10 protein-coding genes are annotated in these 18,806 nt (G+C 57.7%); 6 read left to right on the top strand and 4 right to left on the bottom strand.

The features are described 5' to 3' along the window. Nucleotides 1-115 precede the first annotated feature (115 nt). Nucleotides 116-502 carry an H-NS histone family protein gene (locus IVB54_RS24540; RefSeq protein ID WP_026233241.1) on the bottom strand — a complete coding sequence of 129 codons (387 nt, stop codon included), beginning with the start codon at nt 500-502 and terminating at the stop codon, nt 116-118. 713 nt (nt 503-1,215) lie between these two features. Here IVB54_RS24540 and IVB54_RS24535 point away from each other — a divergent pair. After that, nucleotides 1,216-1,584 (top strand): H-NS histone family protein, encoded by a 369-nt coding sequence (locus tag IVB54_RS24535; RefSeq protein ID WP_026233240.1) that lies wholly within the window; start codon nt 1,216-1,218, stop codon nt 1,582-1,584. Nucleotides 1,585-1,652: 68 nt separating this feature from the next. Here the strand turns inward: IVB54_RS24535 and IVB54_RS24530 are convergent, their stop codons facing one another. From IVB54_RS24530 to IVB54_RS24520, 3 genes are all read right to left on the bottom strand, one after another. After that, nucleotides 1,653-3,008 carry an exopolysaccharide biosynthesis polyprenyl glycosylphosphotransferase gene (locus IVB54_RS24530; protein ID WP_245288453.1) on the bottom strand — a complete coding sequence of 452 codons (1,356 nt, stop codon included), beginning with the start codon at nt 3,006-3,008 and terminating at the stop codon, nt 1,653-1,655. Between the two features lie 219 nt (nt 3,009-3,227). Then, nucleotides 3,228-5,264 carry a hypothetical protein gene (locus tag IVB54_RS24525; protein WP_245288451.1) on the bottom strand — a complete coding sequence of 679 codons (2,037 nt, stop codon included), beginning with the start codon at nt 5,262-5,264 and terminating at the stop codon, nt 3,228-3,230. 47 nt (nt 5,265-5,311) lie between these two features. After that, nucleotides 5,312-7,645: an AAA family ATPase gene (locus IVB54_RS24520; RefSeq protein ID WP_026233238.1), complete on the bottom strand. Its 2,334-nt coding sequence runs from the start codon at nt 7,643-7,645 to the stop codon at nt 5,312-5,314. A 349-nt stretch (nt 7,646-7,994) separates the two neighbouring features. Here IVB54_RS24520 and rfbC point away from each other — a divergent pair, with 349 nt between their 5' ends. The 5 genes from rfbC (at nt 7,995) to IVB54_RS24495 (ending at nt 18,805) form a co-directional block, all read left to right on the top strand. Then, complete coding sequence (rfbC, locus tag IVB54_RS24515; protein ID WP_018456753.1) at nt 7,995-8,552, top strand: dTDP-4-dehydrorhamnose 3,5-epimerase; 558 nt, start codon at nt 7,995-7,997, stop codon at nt 8,550-8,552. Between the two features lie 14 nt (nt 8,553-8,566). Continuing rightward, nucleotides 8,567-9,625: a dTDP-glucose 4,6-dehydratase gene (gene rfbB / locus IVB54_RS24510; protein WP_247776481.1), complete on the top strand. Its 1,059-nt coding sequence runs from the start codon at nt 8,567-8,569 to the stop codon at nt 9,623-9,625. Continuing rightward, nucleotides 9,567-10,622: a dTDP-4-dehydrorhamnose reductase gene (gene rfbD / locus IVB54_RS24505; RefSeq protein ID WP_245288450.1), complete on the top strand. Its 1,056-nt coding sequence runs from the start codon at nt 9,567-9,569 to the stop codon at nt 10,620-10,622. Before rfbB ends, rfbD begins: the two co-directional genes overlap by 59 nt. After that, on the top strand, nt 10,531-11,418 hold the full coding sequence (gene rfbA, locus IVB54_RS24500; RefSeq protein ID WP_051113005.1) for a glucose-1-phosphate thymidylyltransferase RfbA: 888 nt from the start codon (nt 10,531-10,533) through the stop codon (nt 11,416-11,418). The genes rfbD and rfbA overlap by 92 nt, the downstream gene beginning before the upstream one ends. Before the next feature lie 109 nt (nt 11,419-11,527). Beyond that, complete coding sequence (locus tag IVB54_RS24495) at nt 11,528-18,805, top strand: DUF4082 domain-containing protein (protein WP_247776480.1); 7,278 nt, start codon at nt 11,528-11,530, stop codon at nt 18,803-18,805. Nucleotide 18,806: the final 1 nt, after the last annotated feature.

The following is an 18,806-nucleotide window of genomic DNA, read 5'->3' as shown; positions in this document are numbered from 1 at the left end:
GGGGATTGGAGATTCCTCAACGGAACGGAGTTTTCCATCAGCCGCCTCCAGAGCGCGCATCAGGTGGCAGATTTTCGGAATCCTCAGGGCCCAACATTTGTGCAGTTGCGCAGTGCTAGGAATGCCCTTGACCACCCGCATTCCGATCAGACGACTCGTCGTTCTCGCGAATCCTGAACTCTTCGAGCGTGTGCCCCGATTGGAGCGCGGCAACTAGCCAGCGAGGCTGTTTACCACGTCCCGACCAAGTCTCTGTCGGGCGGAGTGGATTGAAGTATTTTGGCACGACTTTCGGGTATTTGCGGCGCGGCGGCTCGCTCGTTCCGGCGTTGGCGGCCCGGCTTTCAGCTTCACCGAATTGATCCGGCTGGTTGAGTTGCGCAAGACGTTTTTCGAGCTCTCGCTTCTCGACTGTGATCTTTTCGGCAAGTATCTTTGTCAGCTCTTCGTGAAGGAGCCAGAGTTCCTCAAAGTCCATGGCTTCGAGATCTTGCCGACGCATAGCATTCTCGTCACCGTTCGACTGACGCCTGATCCATCTGTCATCCTCAGCTTACGAGCACATCATCTGCCCGAACGCCCAAAATCAAACGATGGACCAAAGCCAGTGCTTCAAATCGACGCTACAATAAATAAATAATATATGATTTAATAATTATTACTAGGGTTATTTTATTAAATGGGGGCTTGGCAGCCCAATGACTTGCTGCAAGCAAGAAAGGGGAGTATCTCAATCGAGTTCCTCCCGGCGTCTTCAACTCGGGGCATCCTTCCCCGGCTGCACCCTCGGATATTCGGGACGTGAAGCTCAAATCGCGGTCAGGCAGCTAGCGCTGAGGGACATTGAGTTCGTTGGCGCTGGCGCATATTCGAAGGCTGCAATATCGAGATTGCCCAGAACAAAGGGCAGCCTACGCCAACCTATCCATCGAGAACATTGCGTCGCGATGACGCGTAGGGCGCTTGATGTGATCCCGTCATATCAGTTCGCTTGAATGGTTCCACGGCTGCCCGCTGGACGTGTGAAATTTACCCCTCCGAGATTAAGTTATGAGGATAGCCTATTTTTTTGCCTTGATTGACTGTTGCGACGCAGTTATCTGGAATGCGGATTTAAGTGCGGTTCCATACATTTTGTTGGGTAAATCGAGTTCACCATCTTGATTAATGTGGATCTGGGGCATATCAAGTTTGGCGCAACTACAGGATGCGAGCATGCCAGCTAAGAAACTCGAATTAGAATCAATGTCCCTTGACGATCTCTGGTCGCTTCATGAGGAAATTAGCGGGATCCTATCGGATCGGATTAAGGCAGAAAAGCACGAATTGGAGAAGCGCCTGGCGGTTCTCGGGGGCGGGACGGCCGTTTTGGCGGGTTCAAGCGCGTCCGGCGTGTCTCCGGCCGCCAAAGCGAGACGCAAATATCCGCGGGTGCTGCCGAAATACCGGAACCCCCAGACGTCAGAGACCTGGTCGGGGCGTGGCAAGCGGCCCCGGTGGTTGGTTGCTGCTATGAAGTCTGGCCGGAGAATTGAGGACTTTCGCATAGGGGATGCAAGTCCGAAGCTTCGTCAGCGCGCATAACCTAATCTGCATTGCTCGACGGGATGGTTGCGGTCAAGTGGCCGGGGCAGCGCCGTAATCCTGTGCGCCTAGTAGGCGTTGCGTCCCCGCAGCACTTCGATGGGAGTTTGCAGCAGGATTACGAGATCAAGCCGAAGGCTCCAGTTGTCGATGTACCACAGATCGTATTGTACGCGTGTTTCCACCGTGATGGATGTGGGGGTTGGACCACGGCAGCCATGGACTTGGGCCCATCCGGTCAATCCTGGCCTGACCCTGCGGCGCAAGGCGTAGTTCCGCACGAGCTTGTCGAATTCTCCGTCGTGAGCCAAGGCATGAGGACGGGGACCGACCAGCGACATGCTGCCGTCGAGAACATTTAGCAGCTGTGGCAGTTCGTCGAAGCTTGTCCGACGGAGCCATTTGCCGACGCGGGTGACGCGTCGGTCGAGGCGATGGGCCTGAAGGATCGCGGGCCCGTCCTCGAGCACATGCATCGTCCGGAATTTGCGGATCAGGAAGATCCGGCCATTAAAACCACAGCGTTGCTGTCGAAAGAATATGGGGCCGGGCGAGTCCAGCTTGATTGCAAGTGCGGCCAGCACAAGCAGCGGGGCAAGTATCGTCAAGGCGAGCGCGGCGCCGAAAAGATCAATGATTCGTTTGGTCGCACAGTCCAGCTGCGTAAGCGGACCACGCTGGAGTTCAACACAAACCGCACTTCCAAGGCTTCGCGTGGGGTGTCGAAGCAATTCGGATGTCGTACCGACCGGCACGAACACAACCGGTAGCGGCAAGACCCGCAAATCGGCAACGAAGGCTCGGAGTTCGGGCCATCGTTCCGGGTTCGCTTCCACAACCACCTCGTCGAGCTCGGAGCTGCGAATGTAGTCAATCACGCGAGTCGTGAGCCGCCTTCGACAGGCAGGACCGAAGCCGATTGGGGGCAAGCTGAATCGGCCTCGGACGCAATAACCATGCATCGCGAGCGTTTCAGACAGTCCGGCGTTTTTCGATTGCGGCTGGTCGCTAACCAGAATAATGTTTGTGATAGCGAATTTTCTGCCGCTCAGGCCCCTCCCGAGAAGCGCTCTCACTCCCCACCGCTCGGCCATCAGCAAGCCGAGGCCCAGGACCGCGAAAAGTGTGCCCGCTTGGTGAGAAGAGCCCGGACCAATTGCAAAGCCGTACACGGCCCATATCAAGAGCAACAATGACGTCCATGCAATCCAGACGGCGCGCATCTGACTTCGCAGGACGAGAAGCTCAGCTGGCCGATAAAGGCCGTGGGTCTTCAAGAGGCAAACCAGACATGCTGCGCTGACGAGCGCCAGGCCAAGTGCGTTACTTAAGTCGCCTGCAGCCCACCCAGTCTGAGCTTGGCACAGCCACATCGAAACGACGCTCGCAAAAACAATGGTCGCAACATCCGCACAGGGCGCCACGTATTCGATCGAGTCGTACCGGAGGGGCCATTTGTGCTGGCGGGATAGTGACGGCCCGGGACTGACACGATCCGTAACCCCCCGATCGGGGAAATGTCGGTTCACGAAATTCATTGTCAGGACACCTGCGGTTAATATTTAATATATTATTAATTAATCTGATATTTCAAGAGAAAAAATACTCGTTTGGCTATTTAATATGTCGCACTGCTCGGAGACCTATCGAGATCCCTGTCGGGAATTCCGCGCGCGCATGCTGTCGAGGTACGACGGATCCAGCTCCGAAATCAGGTTCTCGAGGTAGACCTTCCCGTCGGCTGAGGCTAACCGGTATGCGGCCACAAGCGCCGGCCTGAGGGCAGGCCGATGCGTAACGATGAAACTGACGTCGCGCTTGATCAAGTCACGGAATTCAAGCTCCCATACCACAGCGTCTGTGGCGAACGCGACGGATAGCCGTAACGGAAGCAGATCCAAATCATTCGGCGCGGTATAGTACGACATCTTGAGCATCGCTGCCGTCCCAGACCGGGTCAAATCGTGCTTCGATGCCGCCGCGAGCATGAGCCAGATGTCGCCGCGAAACGGCGAAGAGCGTAATGCACGGGCAAACGCATTCGAAGCCACCGGAAGAGCCGTCTTTTGCTCGTCTGCGGATAATGCCGGATCCCAGCTGGATCTCGATTCCCCTCGGATCCATAGGTCTTCACGTGCTGCCGCAACTGAAGCCGGTTTCGAGATCGCATTCGGCCATGCTGCGGTCAATACGCCTGTCGGCAAAGAAGAATGACCGCCGAGATACCAGGCGGGCAAGACCATCCAAATTGCCTGCACGAGCAGTGTGATACCAAGAACCATTAGAGCAACGCGGGGCCAGGCGGTGACAAGCGCTGACGCGAATCTTGCACGAGATGCCGGAGCTGGACCGCCCATCCAATCTGAAGTCTCTTTCGATCCCGGGGATATGGCGTCACGGCCTGCGCCGGGGACGCTTTGACCGAACGCCAGTCCAAAAACCGCGGCGATCAAAAGTGATGCGCCCAAATCCAAAATTTCATGGTCGGCAAAGGCCAGTACCGTCAGTGTAATCGAAGCGCCAGCGCCCAAGGCTGGGTACACGTAATCGTAAGTTCGCGACAGAGACCGCCTGATCAGAATACAAGCGCCGAGCATTGCTACAACCACGAGACTGCAAAGGAACGCCCACCCCATATCCACAACAATTGCGGCGGCGGCCGTTGGCCTTTCTCGCAGCGCACCGTTTCCGATGTCCCGATAAATCGGCAAAAGAACGGCCGAAGCGCCTGCACCGGATCCCGCCGGTCGGACGTCCTGTAGCATCCGTTCTGTCGCGATCTGGCTGCTCGTTGACAAAGCGATCGTCAGATCGGTGTTCGTCCTGAACGGAATGACCGTCGCGCTGGTAATAAGAAATATTACAGCGGTTGCGAGAACGCCAGCGGTACCCCACAAACTGAAGAACCACCTGCGAATTGCGAACACCGAGAGCAGAATTCCTGATCCGAGGAGCGCGGCAACGACGGCGGTCGAGTTGGTCCGAATGAGCAGCGCGGCCATGCAGACAGTCATTGCGATGATCGCGGCGGACAGAGCTGGGAGCGGGGCTGGCCCAATTGTTCCTGGCCGACTGCGGCGCCGAAATTGATCGACTGCGCGTATTGCCGTCGCGCAGGAGAGCAAGAGGCCGAGCACTGCGACGGTTGAGCCATCGCGCCCGGCGACACCAGCAGTTTCCTTACCGAACCACATAGCTGTGGTGATCGTGGCTATCAACAGCAGGATATGCAGGACTTGCGCTGCACGATATCGGTCAAGTGTGACGACGGCAGTGACAAGGGCAGCGGCGAGCACAGCGCAATACTGGGCGAACGAGAACATCGTCGCCCCGGTATCGACCGTGATTATTTCGGCGAGGGGTTCGTTCAAGGCCGCCGATGCAGTTGCCCAGATGGCATTGCCGAGTGTGCCCATAGGCATCGGCACTGCCTGTGACGCCATCCAGAGCGCCGGAGCCGCAAGCACAATGCCGAGACCAGGCCGGAGCAGCTTGGCGAGCCCGAGGGAGGCGGATGATGGAACGATCGCAACGACCAGCGCAGCCGTTGCAAGCACGAACGACGCCAATATCCTGATTTGCAGGCTTTCTGGCATGGCGAGCGCCGCGATGATCGCCACTAACTCGGCTAACATGACAAGCCGGATAATCATGTAAACACCATCTTGTGGTGCGGCCACTCCGCTGATCCGCTAGCCGGAGAACGTGGAGCCGCTACGAGACAGCCTTAAGACCCGGAAAGACCATAACGGATGTAGTGGCTATCATGATAGTAGTAGCTCCGATGTCCGTCATATCGAGCCATGGCCTTGGTATCCGTTTTGCTGAGAACCGCCCCAATCAGCGATTCGTGAATGTTGGGTGCCGTGTGCAATGCGTGCTGCACGACATCTATTTTGGTCCGGCCCCATTCAACAACGAGAATGTAGCAGTCTATTAGAGATGAAGTGGCTCGGACATCAACTAGGGGGGTCAGGGGAGGAAGGTCGACGATGACGTAGTCATAGTCAGCTCGCAAACGGTCGAACAACTTGCTTATCGCGTCGGCGCAAAGAATTTCGCTGGTGTGAAGCAGAGGTCCCCGCCGCACGGCGGGTAGAAATGCAAGATTGGTTGTCGGATCCCGCCAAATTGCGTCCGCGAGGGAGCGGCTGCCGTTTGCAACTTCGATGATTCCGGCGAGGGCTTTGGGCGCAAAGATAGCAGATAGCGAGGGATTCCTGAGGTCGCAATCGACGATGATGGCTTTCTTGCCCGTGTGCCCGATCAATTGCGCGAGCGAGGCAGCAATCGTGGTCTTGCCCTCATTCGGTAGGGCCGAGGTAATCCCGATGACCTGGGAGGAGATTTTTGCCGGATTGTGGTCGATGGCTAGCTTGATGGAGCGAATTGCCTCGGTATATCGAGAAAGCGGCATCCCGACCACGGTCCGATGAACTGCGGTCGGCGACGAAACTATCCGTTGCTGAACATCATCATCGGTTTGCTGGAGACGAACTGATGGCTTCGGGGATTTGCGGGCCGGTAGCAATGGGACCGAAGAAATGCAAGGCAATTCCAGCACGGTTTCCACTTGTGAAGAGGTACGAAAGACGCGGTCCATGACGTCTCTGAGCAGCGCTAAGCCGATGCCCAGCGCGAGACCGCCGAGGATCCCGAGCGTCAGCACCAACCTTGTCTTAGGCTTGCTCTTGCTCGGCGGCGGCGAAGCAGGAAAAACGACCCGCGTTTCCGAGATGGGGAATGTCTCCTGCTGTGCAGAGCCCATGTAACGCTGCAGGAAAGTCTCGTGCAAGCTCCGCAAGCCCTTTGCTCGGCTCTCCAGATCCTTGATAGTCAGCTCAGCAGAATTGACTGAACGGGACTGAGAGACGGCCTTCGCCAGCTGCTTTTCGATTTCTTCCTGCCGCTGTTTGGCGAACTCGAATTCGCTTCGGCTGACTTCGGCAAGTCTCTTGACCTCGTCGAAGATGGAGGCGCGAAATTCCCGGATGCGGTTACGGACACTGACAACCGCCAGGTGGTCGCGACCGACCCTGGCTGTCAACTCGGCCTCTCGCCGCGTGAGTTCCAGATATTGTTGGCGGAGCCCCGTAATGATCTGACTGTTTGTCGCATCGGCCCCGATTGCGTCCAGATTGATCATCGGGGGCGGCTTTTGCGGATCGGAGGTAAGGAGAGATTCATACCGAGCCAACTTGGCCGTGGCCTCAGAGGTCTGGGCGCGTGCGGCAGCCAGTCGATTGTTGATTTCTGTGATCTGCCGCTCGTCGATGGGCTTTCCGTCCAAAGACACGATATTGTTCTGGGCCTTGTAGACATCGACGGCACGTTGTGCAGCGAGGGCTTGGTCACCGAGATCGCGCAGCCTCTCCTGCAGCCAGCTTGTTGCCCTGCGATTGGCATCGAATTTTGCATTGAGCTGGTCCGCAACATAGGTATTGGCTACCGCGTTGACGATCTCCGCGGCTCGGGCTGCGTTGCTCGAACTGAAATTGATCTCAATGACGTTGCTGAACCCGACACGCCCTGTTGAAAGCCGACTCAGAAATGCGTCTACGAGAGCGTCCGATGGTTCGCCCTTCGTATCGGGCGGGTTATCTTTCCTCGATCCAGTCGGTGCCCATGACCGAATTCGTTGCCAGAGCGACTGTAGAGATAGCCCTGACGCACTAAAGTCCGGATCGTCAGCCAGTTTCAACTGGTCGATGACCGCGACCGCGGTGGCCTTTGATCTCAGGAGCTGAAGCTGGGTCTCGATTTGATTGAGATCGAAAGCCGTCTCGGCGAGCAGTGATTGCTGCTGGACAAATAGGGGCCTTGGATTAGCCAACAGGATCTGAACCTGCGCCGTATAGGTTGGAGTCACCAAACGGAGATAGAGCATGCTGGCCGCAGTTGCGAGTGCAGCAGTGACAAGGATTACGAAATATTGGCGTCGTAGAAGCCCGATGCCGTAATTGATGACGTCGCTGATTCCTCCGCCGTCTGCCTGAGCGGGTTGAGCCAGGTTCACGGGCAGCCGCAGTCTATCCGTGTGTTGAAGATTGTTCTGGAGCATCACGTACCTGTCCGACGGTGGGGTCACGTTGGGGCCGCCCGCCCGTAGACCAACGTTCAGGCCGGACGTCCGGGCGCTGGGAGATTATATACATTAAAAAAATCTGCTTGCCAAATTAAATAAATCTTATATTAATTAGGGGGAGATGCAAACAGGGACGAGGCAATCGCCCCCGGCGCGGTGCCGACAAAACAGACGATATTTCCGTAGCTTGCAGCACATCGTATTTGGATCGAAAATAATGTGAGCGTTCAGAGGCGGATTGGCGGACGGAAAAAATAATTCTATCGATGATTATGGTCCGCTGCTTGAAACCCGATTGAAATTAAGGACCGGCAGGAGGTGCCTAATGCTGGAACTGCGATCCTTGGCTATCCCCGATGTCAAAGTAATTCGAGCAGATCGCATTTCCGACGGCCGCGGCTACTTCTGTGAGACCTTTCAGCGATCGGCTTTTGCTGAGAAGGGAATCTTGCATGACTTCGTTCAGGATAATCAGTCCAGCTCAGATCGGATCGGCACGGTGCGCGGCTTGCATTTCCAGCGACCGCCTTTCGCCCAGGCCAAGCTCATACGGGTGTTGAATGGGGCCATTCTCGATATTGCCGTTGATCTCCGACGTTCATCGCCCGACTTTGGCAAGCACATCGCCATCCAGTTGGATAGCGAAAGCGGTGAGCAGGTGTTCATTCCGAAGGGATTCGCGCATGGTTTCTGTACGCTGCAGCCCAAGACCGTGGTCTTGTACAAGGTCGATCAGGTCTACGCCCCGAGCCATGACGGCGGCGTCTATTGGGCTGATCCCGCACTAGCGATCAAGTGGCCCGTCACACCGTCAGAGGCTCAGATATCGCCAAAGGACCAGATTTTGCCTACACTCAACCAGCTTGCTTGCATTTTCGAATAGTGGAGATGAGTAGAATGCGTATCCTAGTGACCGGCGGAGCGGGCTTCATCGGTTCTGCTGTGTGTCGCCGTTTGGTGCTGCAGACCAGTGCCGCTGTGGTCAACATCGACAAGTTGACATACGCAGCCGACCTGACTTCGCTGACGAGCATCGAGGGGCTGGGGTCTTATGCATTCCTGCAGTCCGACATCTGCGATCGAGACGCTATGGATCTCGCGTTCGCCGAGTACGAGCCGGATGCGATCATACACCTGGCCGCCGAAAGCCACGTCGACCGTTCGATCACCGGACCCGAGGCCTTCGTCAGCACCAATATAGTTGGTACCTACACCCTGTTGGAGGCGGCCAGGACCTACTACGAACGTCTGCCGCTTCCGCGGCGCAAGCAGTTCCGCTTCATCCACGTATCGACCGACGAAGTCTACGGGTCATTGGGCCCGGAGGACTTGTTTCGCGAGGACACGCCCTACAGCCCGAGTTCGCCATATTCGGCGAGCAAGGCGGCCTCTGACCACCTCGCACTCGCGTGGTTTCGAACCTACGGTCTTCCGGTCATCGTATCGAATTGTTCGAACAACTACGGGCCGTACCAGTTCCCGGAAAAGCTCATCCCGCTGACGATCATCAATGCGCTCGACCGGAAGCCGCTACCGGTCTATGGCGACGGCAGAAATATTCGCGACTGGCTTCATGTCGATGATCATGCCGCTGGCTTGATAAGACTTCTGTACGAAGGAAGACTGGGCGAGAAGTACAATTTCGGCGGAGATGGCCAGCGATCCAACCTGGAGGTGGTCACCCGGATTTGTGACGTGGTGGATCGGTTAGCCCCGGGCGCGGGAGCGAGACGATCTCTCATTAGGTTCGTGCCGGATCGTCCAGGACATGATGCGCGCTATGCGATCGACGCGTCGAAGGCACATCGCGAACTAGGCTGGGAACCGACGAGAACCTTCGAACAGGGCTTGGCCGAAACAGTCGGATGGTATCTCGACAATCGTGCATGGTGGCAGCGTGCTCGCTGCGGTGTCTATGACGGCTCGCGTCTGGGTCTGCTCGCTGCTCAACATTGAGGTGAAGATGACAGATCGACCTATCCTCATTGCCGGGCGGAACGGCCAGTTGGCAAAGTGTCTTCGTGATCTCGCTGCGATGCGCGGTCTGCCCGCGGTGGCTCTCGGGCATCGAGAACTCGATCTGGAGAACCGCGAAGGGGTCGATCAGCTCATCGCGTCGATCGCGCCGTCTGCAATCATCAATACGGCCGCATATACGGCTGTTGATCGGGCCGAATCTGAAGCGGCGAAAGTGTTCAGCATCAACCGCGATGGTGCGGCAACGCTGGCAAATGTCGCTTGGCAGATGAATGTTCCACTCATCCATCTCTCGACAGACTATGTGTTCGACGGCGCAAAACCGGATGCGTACGACGAAAGCGACATTCCCGCGCCGTTAAATGTCTACGGCGCGTCGAAGCTTGCCGGCGAAGCTGCTGTATTGGCCGCGCACCCGCTCGCGACCGTGATCAGATGCTCGTGGCTTTACAGCCCCTATAGCTGCAACTTCGTTCGAACGATGTTGCGGTTATGCGGGACGCAGCCCATCGTAAGGGTTGTCCGAGACCAGCACGGAAATCCGACCTACGCATACGACCTCGCGGAGGCTATCCTTCAGATCGCAGAACGGTCAGTAACAGTCGATCGCAGGGCAGCAGCCGGCATCTTTCATCTCGCCGGGCAGGGCGAGACAAGCTGGCACGACTTTGCGAAGGCAATCTTCGACGAGATTTCCCGTCGTGGAGCGCGGGTTCCGGCGCTCGAGGCGATCACGACGGAAGAGTTTCCGACCGCTGCGCGTCGACCCCGAAACTCGCGCCTGGATTCATCCAAGGCCGAACGCGTGTTCGGGATTCGATTGCCGCCTTGGCGCCATTCGCTCGAAGCCTGTCTCGACCAGCTAGTCGGAGAAGGAGAAACCGATGTTGAAGGGAATCGTGCTGGCTGGCGGCAGCGGAACGCGCCTCTATCCGATCACGCGCGTGGTCAGCAAGCAGTTGCTCCCGATCTATGACAAGCCGATGATCTACTATCCCCTGTCCACGCTGATGTTGGCAGGGATCCGCGAAATTCTGATTATCACCACGCCTTCAGACCGGTGTCAGTTCGAACTGTTGCTGGGGGACGGCAGCCAGTGGGGCATTCGGCTCAGCTACGCGGAGCAAACCCGTCCCGCCGGTCTCGCGGACGCCTTCATTGTTGGTGCCGATTTCATCGGAAGCGATCGTGTGGCCATGGTGCTTGGTGACAATATTTTCTTCGGCGATGGCCTGAGCGAACTGCTTGCCAGGGCGGCAGGACGTGAGGAAGGCGCAACAGTTTTTGCTTATCACGTGCGGGACCCGGAACGTTACGGCGTCGTCGCGTTTGATGAGGCGGACCGCCCAGTATCGATCGAGGAGAAACCCAGACGGCCAGCTTCGAATTGGGCAATCACCGGGCTGTATTTCTTCGATAATCGCGTTGTCCGCTACGCTCGTCGTGTCGAGCCATCGTCGCGTGGAGAGCTCGAGATTACCGATCTTCAGATGCGCTACCTTTCGGCCAATGCGCTGCACGTTGAGCGCATGGGGCGGGGGTTTGCCTGGCTGGATACCGGCACGGTTGAGTCTCTCATCGATGCAGGGACGTTCGTGCAGACCCTGGAAAAGCGACAGGGAATGAAGATTGCCTGCCTCGAGGAGGTTGCCTTCAGACTCGGCTTCATCAATCGTGATCAACTTCTCGCGCTGGCGCAACCGTTGGAGAAAAGCGGCTACGGCAAATATCTGAGCGAAATCACTCGGCTACCGCATTTCGCTCCGCAATAACGCCACTCAGCCGATACTTGGAATTATGTTAAATGTACGCCATTGAATTGACGTGCGGTTTAAAATAGAATTAAAATATATATGGGTAATTTATTTAATCGGTATAGCCATGCTGGTTCAAAAGGCGAGCGTCTTCGGTCGAGGGGCCCGGGCCGTTTTTCCAGGGGAAGACATTCCGGCATCGGATGTTTTTTGGCGAGAAGCGCCGTTCTGGAACGCATTCGATGGCTCCGATCCGCCCGGCCGGTGGGGCCCGCCGTTTGCTAATCCGCCAGCAGGTGACGCCACTTTCTTCCCGCAATCGTCTCGGGCCGGGCCGGGCGATCAGCCAGACTTGCACGGCGTCATGCCCCGTCTCTTCTCCCCATCTTTCCAGTCGCGATTGTCTGCTCTGCTGTCTTCGACGTCTTTGACGAGCCGCTATCAGAGCTTGGCCCCGACATTCCCATCTGCGGCAAGCGAATGGACGCCGCCGACATCATCATCGGTTTCGACCCCGGGCACCACTCACTGGACCAATTCGAGCGACGGAGTCTGGAATGTCGCTACGAACTGGAGCGCCGGCGTCCCGGGCATCATTGACTCTGCGTTCCTCGATGCGGCGGGAGCGTATGTCGTCACCAGCACGGCCAGTGTTGATATCAAGAGCCTGGTCGTTGATGCAGGCGCGACGCTTTCGTTCGGTGCCGGGTCGCCATTTATCGTCGAAGGCGATGTACTGAACAATGGGACTGTCGAAGTTGGGGCGTTCCTTGGTGATCGCATTGCCACAGGGGACTTTAAGGGCGACGTCAGCGGCACAGGATCTTTCGAAATTTCAGACAAGTCGATCCTGGAGATCGGAGGTTCGGTTTCCGGGCGGTTCTTGAACGGATCGTTCTCCGGCATAACCGTGGCGTTCGACACGGGAAGTGGCGCGCTTGTCCTCGATCAGTCGGCCGAGTTCCACGGGTTGATCGCAGGTTCGTCGCCTGGGGCACCGCTTTCGCCAGGGAACCTCATCGATTTGAAGGATCTACCCTTCACATCGTCGATGTCGGCGACTGTCCACTATAACAATAGCTCGAATATCAGCGCAGTCGATTTCAGCAACGGTGCGGCCAATGTCACCTTGCTGTTCTCGGGGATGGACTTGAACTGGAATTTCAAAAGCGATGGGCAGGGAGGCACCATTGTCTCCGATCCTCCCACGAATCCCATCGTGCTGGAAAATCAGAAGCCAGGCACACCGAAAAGTGTCTGGCAGATCCAGCCGGGCGACAATTCGCATCTGACCCAGGGGTTTGCGACAGCAATCAGCACCAATGTCGGCGGGACGGTCCAATTCAAGATCAACAATCTGACCGGCAACCCGAACTATCGCGTAGATCTTTACCGGCTGGGCTATTACGGCGGCGATGGGGCCAGACTGGTTACGAGCCTGCAGCATCAGGCCGCAGCCGCGGTCGTCCAACCCGCTCCATTGAGTGACCCGTCGAGGGGCCTCGTAGATGCCGGCAATTGGAGCGTGACCGATTCCTGGAGCGTGCCGACCGATGCGGTCTCGGGCGTCTACATCGCCAACGTCGTCAACGGCACCGAGATTTTCCAGGTCCCGTTCATCATAAGGAACGACGCTTCGCACAGCGACATCGTTCTCCAGACAAGTGATGAGGACTGGCAAGCCTACAACGGCTGGGGAGGGGCCAATCTTTATTTCGGGAACGGCCCGGGCATCGCCGGATCAGCCTTCGCGGTCAGTTACAATCGCCCCCTCGTAACGCGTGACGGCGAGGGAACCTTTTCCGAGGGGGGAGACTCCCCGTTCACGGCTGAGTTCGCAGCCATTCAGTGGCTCGAGCAGAACGGGTACGATGTCTCTTACATTTCTGGGATCGATGCTGCGACAAACGGCTCGTTGTTGCTCAATCACAAAGTCTTCATGGACGCGGGGCATGACGAGTATTGGACCGAAGCTCAGCGCGCCAACGTAGAGGCCGCAGCGCACGCTGGCGTCAACCTTGCGTTCCTTACAGGCAATGAGATCTTTTGGAAAACAAGGTTGGCCCCCAGCATCGATGGCAGCGGAACGGCCAATCGCACGCTCATTAGCTACAAGGATACGCACGCAAATGCGCTGATTGATCCGACCGGAAAGGCGACCGGAAATTACTCTGACCCGCGGTTCGGTCCGCCTCTTCCCTCGAATGAGTTGACCGGTACATTGTTCGCGGTCAACGCATTTCGGTACGATACGATCACGATACCGTACTCAATGACCCAATTGCGCTTCTGGCGCAATACGGCCGTCGCGCAAACGTCACCCGGGCAGACCGCCTCTCTCGTACCTGGCCTGTTAGGCGTTGAATGGGACACCGCGCCGGACAACGGATTTCGCCCAGCGGGGTTGATCAGTGTCTCATCTTCAACAGTGCAGGTGACTGGACAGTATCTCCTTGATTATGGCAACACGTTCGCAAATGGCACAGCGACCCACAATCTCGTGCTGCATCGGGATCCCGTCAGTGGCGCACTGATATTCTCGGCCGGTTCAATCAACTGGCCGTGGGCGCTTGCCAGCGACCACGATGGACCTGCGACTCCGGTAGATCCTAACGTACAGCAGGCGATGGTTAACCTGTTCGCCGATATGGGAGTTCAGCCGGCGACGCTGCAAGCGAACTTGGTTGCCGCGATCCAGTCGACAGACGCTACGGCGCCGACCTCTGCTATCACCAATCTCTCGGCTGCCAGCGTTGTCGAGGGGCAATCGATCACGGTGACGGGGACGGCCACCGACACGGGTGGAAAGATTGCCGGCGTCGAAATCTCCACTGATGCTGGAACAACCTGGCATCCAGGCAACAGCAATGTCGGCGCGGCTAACGTGACGTGGTCATACACGTTCGTCACAGGCGCTCAGGGGACATACAATCTCAAGACCAGAGCTGTCGACGACAGCCTGAATCTGGAAACACTGGGCGCAGGCGTTACTTACACCGTCACGCCGTCTTCCAATCTGACACTCTTCAGCATTACCGATACGCCTGCGGTGATCTCGAACGACGATTCCGGCTCGGTTGAGCTTGGCGTCAAATTCGTTCCCGCCGTGTCGGGCAAGATCACCGGCATTCGTTTCTACAAAGGACCTCAGAACACCGGAACTCACATCGGTGATCTCTGGACCACAAACGGCACCCTGCTTGGGAGCGCCACCTTCACCAATGAGACCGCGAGCGGCTGGCAGCAGGTTAATTTCGCCACTCCTATCAGTGTCACCGCTGGCGTGACATATGTTGCTTCCTATCACACGAATACCGGCCACTATTCCTCAACTGATTTCTACTTCATCAATTATGGGGGCCTTACGAAAGGTGCGCTGACTGCGCCTGGCAGCAGTCTCAACGGCGTCTTTGCGTATGGCAGTGGCCCGATCTTCCCCGACGACGTTTCCTCTACGAAAGCCGCAAATTACTGGGTCGACGTCGTATTCTCTGATTCAGGCGCGACCTCGCCGCAAGCTAACGGGGACAGCGGCTTCACGGTTACCCAAAATGGTGTGCTGAACATACCGGCATCAGCGCTGCTCGCGAACGACACCAACCCGTCCGGATTGGCGTTTTCACTTAGCGGCGTCAGTAATCCGGTCAATGGAAGCGTAAGCTACAATGCGCAAAACCAGACTGTGACCTTTACCCCCACCAATGGTTACGCTGGGACAGCGAGTTTCACCTACACGATCACAGACACGAGCGGCCAAAGTGGATCCGGCCAGGTATCGCTCAACGTCAGCTATCCGATCTCTGCGCAGAGCCTGTTCGGCACCAATGATGCGCCAGGGGCCCCCAATTCCGGCGATACCAGCCCCGTTGAAGTTGGAGTCAAGTTTACCGCATCCGTGAACGGGACAATAACCGGTCTGCGTTTCTACAAGGGATCGTTGAATACCGGTCCCCATGTTGCGGATCTCTGGAGCTCGACTGGAGCCCTGCTTGCGACTGCCACATTCACGAACGAGACAGCCAGCGGTTGGCAACAGGTCAACTTCTCCAACCCTGTGGGCATCGCGGCAGGCACCACCTACGTCGCGTCCTATCACACCAACGGTAATTATTCCGGTACGCAGAACTATTTCACGACATCGCTTACCAACGGCCAGTTAACGGCTCCGGCTGGCGGCAATGGTGTCTATGGCTACGGATCCGGAAGCGTTTTCCCAACCAGTAGCTATAACGCCAGCAACTATTGGGTGGACGTCGTCTTCAACGGATCCTCCATCACCAATAATACGCCGCCAACCGCCGTTGCTGACGTTGGTGATGCCACCGAGAAGGGCGGCGTGAACAACAGCATCGGTGGCAAAGCGGCCACCGGCAACTTGCTGACCAACGATACCGATCCCGACGCAGGCGATACCAAGACGGTCACCGCCGTCCGCTTTGGCTCGACCAGTGGCACACTCGGTTCGGCGTTGTCTGGAGCGCACGGCAGCCTGGTGCTCAATGCCTCGGGCACCTTCTCGTACGCGGTCAACGAGACGGATCCAGCCGTGCAGGCCTTGCGGCTGGCGACCGACACGCTCACCGATATCTTCAATTACACGATGCGCGACACTGCCGGCGCCACGTCATCCACCACGCTCACTGTCACGATTCATGGCGCCAATGACGCACCGGTGCTGGCGATTCAGACCGGCAGCCAGACTGCGACCGTTGGCTCGGCGTTCTCGCTGACGCTGCCCGCCGGCACCTTCCCGGACGTCGATTCTGGCGACTCGCTCACCTACACCGCAACCGCTGGCGGCTCAAGCCTTCCCGCCTGGCTCGCGTTCAATGCGTCGACCCGCACCTTTAGCGGCACGCCGACGTCTGCGGACCTTGGTACGCTCAGCGTTACGGTCTCTGCTGCTGATCTCGGTAACCTCACTGGCAGTGAGACATTCGATATCGCAGTGTCGTCAGTTCCTTCAGCGGTGAGCCTATTCTCGAGTTCAGATACCCCGGCCATTCTGTCGAATTCCGATGCGTCGCAAGTTAACCTTGGCGTGCAATTTACCTCCTCCGTGGCAGGCACGATCACTGGCATCAAGTACTACAAGAGTGCAAATGACCCCGGGACTCATACGGGCTTGTTGTGGAGCAGCACCGGCACGCTACTGGCGAGCGCGACTTTCACCAACGAGGGCAGCAGTGGCTGGCAGACCGTCACATTCAGCAATCCCGTATCCATCGCGGCTGGCACGACCTACGTGGCCAGCTTTCACAGCAACGGCCATTATGCCTCCAGCACCAGCTACTTCACCACCGCTCGCACCAGCGGTCCGCTCACGGCTCCTGCGAACATCAATGGCCTCTACACCTACGGAACAACCAATCTGTTCCCGACCAGTAGCTATAACGCCAGCAACTACTGGGTGGACGTCGTGTTCAACGGATCCTCCACCACCAATAATACGCCGCCAACCGCGGTTGCTGACGTTGGTGATGCCACCGAGAAGGGCGGCGTGAACAACAGCACCGCTGGCACGGCGGCTATTGGCAACGTGCTGACCAACGATACCGATCCCGACGCGGGCGATACCAAGACGGTCACCGCCGTCAGCTTCGGCTCCACCGGCGGCACACTCGGTTCGGCGCTGTCTGGAGCGCACGGCAGCCTGGTGCTCAATGCCTCGGGCACCTTCACGTATACAGTCAACGAGACGGATCCGGCCGTGCAGGCCTTGCTGTCGACCAACACGCTCAGCGATATCTTCAATTACACGATGCGCGACACTGCCGGCGCCACGTCATCGACCACGCTCACCGTCACGACCCATGGCGCCAACGACGCGCCAGTGCTGGCCGTCCAGACCGGCGATCAGACCGCGACAGTCGGCACGTCATTCTCCTTAACGCTGCCTGCGGGCACCTTCACCGACGTCGATTCCGGGGATTCGCTGGCCTACACGGCGACCGCCGCCGATGGCACGGCACTTCCCGCATGGCTGACCTTCGATGCCTCGACTCGGACCTTCAGCGGGACACCAACGTCCACCAGTGCTGGCACCCTCAGCGTCAAGACATCGGTCACCGATTTCGGCGGTCTGTCAGCCAGCGAGACGTTCAATCTCGCGGTGACGACAGCGCCCTCAGGCCTGAGCCTGTTCTCGACCTCGGACACGCCGGCCATTCTGTCGAATTCCGATACGTCGCAAGTCAACCTTGGCATGCAATTCACCTCCTCCGTGGCAGGCACGATCACTGGCATCAAGTACTACAAGAGTGCAAATGACACCGGTACTCATACGGGCTCGTTGTGGAGCAGCACCGGCACGCTACTGGCGAGCGCGACTTTCACCAACGAGGGCAGCAGTGGCTGGCAGACCGTCACGTTCAGCAATCCCGTGTCCATCGCCGCTGGCATCCCCTACGTCGCGAGCTTTCACAGCAACGGCCACTATGCCTCCAGCACCAGCTACTTCACCACCGCTCACACCAGTGGTCCGCTCACGGCTCCTGCCAACATCAATGGCGTCTACACCTACGGAACGAGCAATCTGTTCCCGACCAACACCTACAAAGCCGCCAACTACTGGGTGGATGTCATGTTCAACAGCTTGAGCGGCGGCGCCAACCAGTTACCAGTCGCTGCGAACGACAGCGGCCTCTACGCCACGCAGAACGTCCCCTTCGCGATACCGACCTCGGTACTGCTTGCCAACGACACCGATCCCGATGGCGATAAGCTCACGATCACGAGCGCGAGCGGCGGTGTGAATGGCGTTGCCAGCTTCAACGCCCAAAGCAACAGCGTGATCTTCACTCCGACGACCGGCTACACGGGATCGGCGTCCTTCAACTACAGCATCTCCGACGGCCATGGTGGCACCGCCAGTACATCCGTCGCTCTCAATGTGACCGCTGCGTCTTCGACGACTGTGAGCCTGTTCAGCGCAAGCCAGGTGCCTAGCATTGTGGCAGCCAATGATCCAAATTCAGTGGAACTGGGCGTCAAGTTTCAGACGTCTACCCCAGGCGATGTTGTCGGCATTCGCTTTTACAAGGGGCCGTCCAACACGGGCACCCACGTTGCGGATCTTTGGAGCAGCACCGGGAATTTGCTGGCAACCGCGACATTTACCAGCGAAACGGCCGGCAGCTGGCAGCAGGTCAATTTCGCCACGCCCGTGACGATCATGCCGGGAACCACCTACGTCGCCTCCTATCACACCGCCGGAAATTACGCGGCTGATCCGGGCCTCCTCGCCAGCGCAATTACCAACGGACCTCTGACGGCTCCATCCTCGGCATCGATCGCAGGCAACGGTGTGTTTGCGTATGGGACGGATAGCCTATTTCCAAACAACACTTACAACGCAACGAGCTACGGCGTTGATGTGGTTTTCAGGCAGCAGCTCGCAGCATAGG

Origin of the sequence: Bradyrhizobium sp. CW1, assembly GCF_023100665.1 — a bacterium.
In the GTDB taxonomy this organism is placed as follows: domain Bacteria; phylum Pseudomonadota; class Alphaproteobacteria; order Rhizobiales; family Xanthobacteraceae; genus Bradyrhizobium; species Bradyrhizobium canariense_D.
This window is presented reverse-complemented; position numbering and strand designations above follow the sequence as displayed.